The organism is Kurthia sp. Dielmo, from assembly GCF_000307285.2.
Lineage (GTDB): Bacteria > Bacillota > Bacilli > Bacillales_A > Planococcaceae > Kurthia > Kurthia populi.
On record NZ_HE578959.1, the window covers coordinates 270777 to 275561 of the forward strand.

The following is a 4785-nucleotide window of genomic DNA, read 5'->3' on the forward strand; positions in this document are numbered from 1 at the left end:
CGGATTTGTCGGCGGTTTATTAATGTCATGTGCCATCGTTTTACTACTAATCACCTTTGATTTAAAAACGGTGCAGACATTATTGCCGATTAATTATATGACGCTAACAGCAATCGGGCTGGCATTAGCGCTACTGACGGCTTGTATTTCAGCTTTTGCGGGCGAGGCCTTTTTCACGCATTACTTTGACTATTTCACACTGCCGCTTCTTGGTAAAACAGAGCTGCATACGGCGATGTTATTTGATACCGGCGTGTATTTAGTCGTTGTCGGTGTGACAATGATTATTATTCAATCGATTGGAGGCGACGAATAATGGAAATATTAATGGCCTTTGTGATTGGCTTTTTATTCTTCGCAGCCATCTATTTAATTTTATCGAAGAGCCTTTTACGCATTATTATCGGTACAGGTTTACTAAGTCACGGCGCGCATATGCTTATTTTAACAATGGGTGGCCTTGGCAGTGATGCGCCACCGGTTTTAGCAGATGGGGTTGCGAATAGTAGCATGGCCGATCCATTACCACAGGCGCTTATTTTAACGGCGATTGTTATTAGCTTTGGGGTAACGGCCTTCTTCCTAGTGCTCGCATACCGTGCGTATCAGGAATTAAAGACAGACAATATTGATGAAATGAGAGGAGAAGAGCATGATGAATAGTCCATTAATGCCGATTATTATTCCATTCGCCTTTGCGATTCTCCTAATGTTTGCGCCTAAGCAATTACGATTCCAGCGAGCGGGCGCATTAGTTGGCGCGATTTTAACGGTTGCTGCGAGCATTTGGCTTTTACAAAAGGTGTATATAGACGGCATTCAGGTCGTGACATTCGGTAGCTGGCCGGTGCCATATGGCATTACAATGGTGTCGGATATGGTATCGATTTTATTCGTACTTACATCGTCGATTATTACGCTATTTACGATTTGGTATAGCTTCCGAACGATTGGTATCGCACGCGAGCAATTTTTCTATTACCCAGGAGTTTTACTAATGCTCGTTGGTGTAAATGGCGCCTTTACGACAGGCGATATTTTTAACTTATTCGTCTTTTTCGAAGTATTGTTGATGGCGTCGTACCTACTTAGCGTTCTAGGTGGTGAAAAAATTCAATTCCGCGAATCGATTAAATATATTTTAGTTAATGTTGTATCATCTGCATTATTCGTTATTACCGTGGCGATGCTCTATTCTGTTGTAGGGACACTGAATATGGCAGATATTGCGCAAAAGGTGAGCGACGTCAATCAGCCTGGCATTTTGACGGCGATTGCGATTTTATTCCTTGTTGTCTTTGGTCTAAAAGCAGCGATTTTCCCACTATTCTTCTGGCTACCAAGCTCGTATAGTGGACCACCAATTCCAGTACTAGCACTTTTTGGTGCGCTCCTTACAAAGGTAGGGGTATATGCGATTACGCGTACTTTCACACTTTTCTTCACAGGTGATGTTGCCTTTACACATACCGTATTACTTTATTTAAGTGTCGCAACAATTGTTGCTGGCTGTATTGGCGCACTCGCTGTCTGGGATGTTAAGAAAATTATTATTTATAATATTATCATTGCTGTGGGTGTCATTTTATATGGTGTTGCAACGTATAATGACACAGGGTTACGCGGTTCGATGTTTTATGTTGTGCATGACATGCTTATTAAAGCGGCTTTGTTCTTCCTTGTTGGCATTATCGTGTATATTACAGGACAAACGAATTTGAAGAAAATGGGCGGCTTAATGAAGCGCTACCCAAGTCTGGGTTGGCTTTATTTAATTGCTGCATTTAGCTTAGCAGGTATACCACCACTAAGTGGCTTTATCGGAAAAATGCTACTTGTAAAAGGTGGCTTTGAAGCAGAGCAGTTTGCGTCTGGCATTTGGATTTTACTATCGAGCTTAATTGTTTTACTATCGGTGATTCGTATTTTTGTTTATGCTTTTTGGGGCAAAGAACAACAACTATCACCTATTAAAAAAACAGTCTATTGGCAGATTTGGATTCCGACAGCTATCCTCGTCCTGTTAACAGTAGCTTATGGTGTCGGTGCAGATGCATTGATGCCCTATATGACACAGGCTGCAGAAGTGCTTGCGAATCCCCAGCTCTATATTGATGCTGTAAAAGGAGGTAAGTAAGATGGCTGTACAAATCTTATTAAATGTCTTCCTAGCGCTTGTGTGGATGTTTTTATCGAATACGTTCACAGGAGTAGGCTTTATTACTGGCTATCTTCTTGGCCTTATCATGCTGTATATGATGCGTCATATGTTTAAAAGCCGCTTTTATTTACACCGCGTCTGGGCCGTTATAAAGTTATTCCTGTTATTTTTCAAAGAGCTTTGGAATGCCAATGTCGATGTTGTGAAGCATGCGATGAAGCCAAAAATTACGATGACACCAGCCTTTTTCGCGTATCCAACAGAGCTAACAGCAGATTGGGAAATTACATTATTATCGAATTTAATTACGCTAACACCTGGCACAATTGTTGTACACGTATCAGATGATGGCAAAACGCTTTACATTCATGCCATTGATTTAGATGATGTGGATGAGGCCATTGCATCGATTCAAAATACATTTGAAAAAGCGATTGTGGAGGTGACACGTACATGATGACCTTTATGCACATTATCATTATTATTTGTATTGTGGCGATTGGGCTCGCGATGCTAGGGATTGTTTACCGTCTCATCAAGGGTCCTACAGCACCAGACCGAGTTATCGCATTAGATGCGGTAGGCGTAGCAATCATTGCACTTGTCGGCCTATTTTCGATTTTTGTCGGCACAAGTTTTTACATTGAAATCATTTTACTGCTGGCGATTTTATCATTTATTGGCACAATCGCCTTTGCGAAATTTTTAGAGAAAGGAGAGATTATTGATCGTGACAATTCTAATCAATAGTGTCATCATTCTTTCTCTTTTACTCGGGACGTTTTTCATCGTTATGACGGCAGTTGGACTTGTCCGTTTTCCCGATGCATATACGCGTGCACATGCCGCATCAAAGAGTGCTACATTAGGCGTACTCTTCATTTTAATTGGTGTCTTTATTTACTTTTGGCAAATAGAGGGAACCTATAATTCCCGCATCATTTTAGGCATTGTGTTTATTTTCATTACGGGCCCCATTGGTGGTCATATTATGGCGCGTGCAGCGTACTTTTCAGGTGTGAAACCGACAGAACGTACCGTACGTGACGACTTAAAAGAAGAGTATGAGCGAAAAAAAGCGTTCATTATAACACTTTATAAAAAAACACGTTTGAAGCGTCGCTTTGAACGTGTTTTTTGTTTCTACATTTCATCGGAAGGGAACAGTGTACAAGAGGTGATTGTGATGACAGAAAAAGAAAAAATGCTAGCAGGTGAGCTTTATGATGCAAGTGACAAAGACTTAGTGCGTGATCGACTAAATGCACGTCGGTTGACACGCTTGTTTAACGAGGCAATGGAGACAGAAGGGTATCGCCGAAAGGAATTATTACAAGATTTATTTGGCTCAACGGGTGAGGAATTATTTATTGAGCCTAATTTTCGTTGTGACTATGGCTACAATATTCATGTGGGCGAAAATTTCTATGCAAACTTCTCCTGTGTCATGCTAGATGCATGTGAGATTCGTATTGGGGATAATTGTTTTATGGCACCAGGCGTACATATTTATACTGCAACACATCCGATTGACCCACAAGAACGTAATCGGGGACTTGAATATGGCAAGCCGGTCACAATCGGCGATAATGTTTGGATTGGTGGACGCGCTATTATTAATCCAGGTGTCACGATTGGCGATAATGTGGTCATTGCATCAGGCGCAGTTGTTGTAAAGGATGTGCCAGATAATGTTGTAGTCGGCGGAAATCCAGCGAAATTTATTAAAAAGGTCATTTAATTACCAAATAACTATAACTCGCTAGTCTATATAATAAAAAGAAAAGAGTGGTTACTACATGGAAACTTTCGGTTTATTAGGCTTTCTCTTAGCTGTACTTGCCTTTATACAAATAACTATAATGAATCGTAAAATAAAAGACCTCGAAAAACGGATTGGTAGCTGTCCAATAGAACTATCAACGGAAGAGCAGCAGCATGTAAAAGAGTTGAAAATGCAGAAGCAAACTGTCCAAGCTGTTAAATTTGTACGCGAAAAATCAGGTGCTTCATTAATTGAAGCAAAACAATATGTTGATTCATTGTAACGACGTTTCATAAAAATTAAATGAAGGAATACAGAAGATGGGGGTGATGATTATGTATGTGAGAGCCGCAACGATAAAAGATGCAGAAGGGATTGCACATGTCCACGTGGATACATGGCGTACAACCTATTTAAATATTATGTCACCAGCGTATTTGGCGACATTAACATATGACATACGAAAAGAATTATGGCAAAAGCATCTTTCAGATAAAGAAAAACATATCTTTGTGCTAGAAAATGAGCAGGCAGAGATTGTTGGGTTTGCGGCATGTAATCAACGCCCGCTAGAGCCACATATTGGTGATTTAACAAGCATTTATATTATCAAAGAGGAACAACAAAAAGGATATGGACGCTTACTAATGAAAGCTCTTTTTCAAACGTTTAATGAGTTAGGTTGCGAAAAAGTATTTGTTGAAGTGCTAGTAGAAAATGATACGCGTCATCTATATGAATATTTTGGTGCTAAAATCGTTGAAATTGATACGATGAACCTTGGCACACAAGAACTAGAGTTTTTCATTTATAAATGGGACTCCGTAAAAAATGTCTTAGCACAGCTAGCATAAAAAAG

General features: G+C 40.1%; 8 protein-coding genes and 1 pseudogene. All 9 read left to right on the forward strand.

All coding sequences use genetic code 11. From position 1 onward, the window contains the following. The coding region (locus KTHG_RS12540) for an MnhB domain-containing protein (protein WP_139994275.1) at positions 1–316 on the forward strand (316 nt) is incomplete at its 5' end. Then, positions 316–663, forward strand: coding sequence for a Na(+)/H(+) antiporter subunit C (locus tag KTHG_RS12545; RefSeq protein WP_126989434.1), 348 nt, complete (start codon positions 316–318; stop codon positions 661–663). The genes KTHG_RS12540 and KTHG_RS12545, both read left to right, overlap by 1 nt. Next, positions 653–2137: a Na+/H+ antiporter subunit D gene (locus KTHG_RS12550; RefSeq protein WP_139993982.1), complete on the forward strand. Its 1485-nt coding sequence runs from the start codon at positions 653–655 to the stop codon at positions 2135–2137. Before KTHG_RS12545 ends, KTHG_RS12550 begins: the two co-directional genes overlap by 11 nt. A 1-nt stretch (position 2138) precedes the next feature. Beyond that, positions 2139–2618, forward strand: a complete 480-nt coding sequence (locus KTHG_RS12555; protein WP_139993984.1) for a Na+/H+ antiporter subunit E — start codon at positions 2139–2141, stop codon at positions 2616–2618. An 8-nt stretch (positions 2619–2626) separates the two neighbouring features. Further along, complete coding sequence (locus tag KTHG_RS12560) at positions 2627–2911, forward strand: Na(+)/H(+) antiporter subunit F1 (protein WP_139994277.1); 285 nt, start codon at positions 2627–2629, stop codon at positions 2909–2911. After that, positions 2892–3200, forward strand: a pseudogene (gene mnhG, locus KTHG_RS21900) (monovalent cation/H(+) antiporter subunit G); the annotation flags it as partial. The gene KTHG_RS12560 and the pseudogene mnhG, both read left to right, overlap by 20 nt. A 144-nt stretch (positions 3201–3344) precedes the next feature. Beyond that, on the forward strand, positions 3345–3902 hold the full coding sequence (locus KTHG_RS21905; protein WP_255512463.1) for a maltose acetyltransferase domain-containing protein: 558 nt from the start codon (positions 3345–3347) through the stop codon (positions 3900–3902). Between the two features lie 58 nt (positions 3903–3960). Further along, positions 3961–4209, forward strand: a complete 249-nt coding sequence (locus KTHG_RS12570; protein ID WP_139993988.1) for a hypothetical protein — start codon at positions 3961–3963, stop codon at positions 4207–4209. A gap of 52 nt (positions 4210–4261) precedes the next feature. Next, positions 4262–4780: a GNAT family N-acetyltransferase gene (locus KTHG_RS12575; protein ID WP_186439593.1), complete on the forward strand. Its 519-nt coding sequence runs from the start codon at positions 4262–4264 to the stop codon at positions 4778–4780. Positions 4781–4785 lie beyond the last annotated feature (5 nt).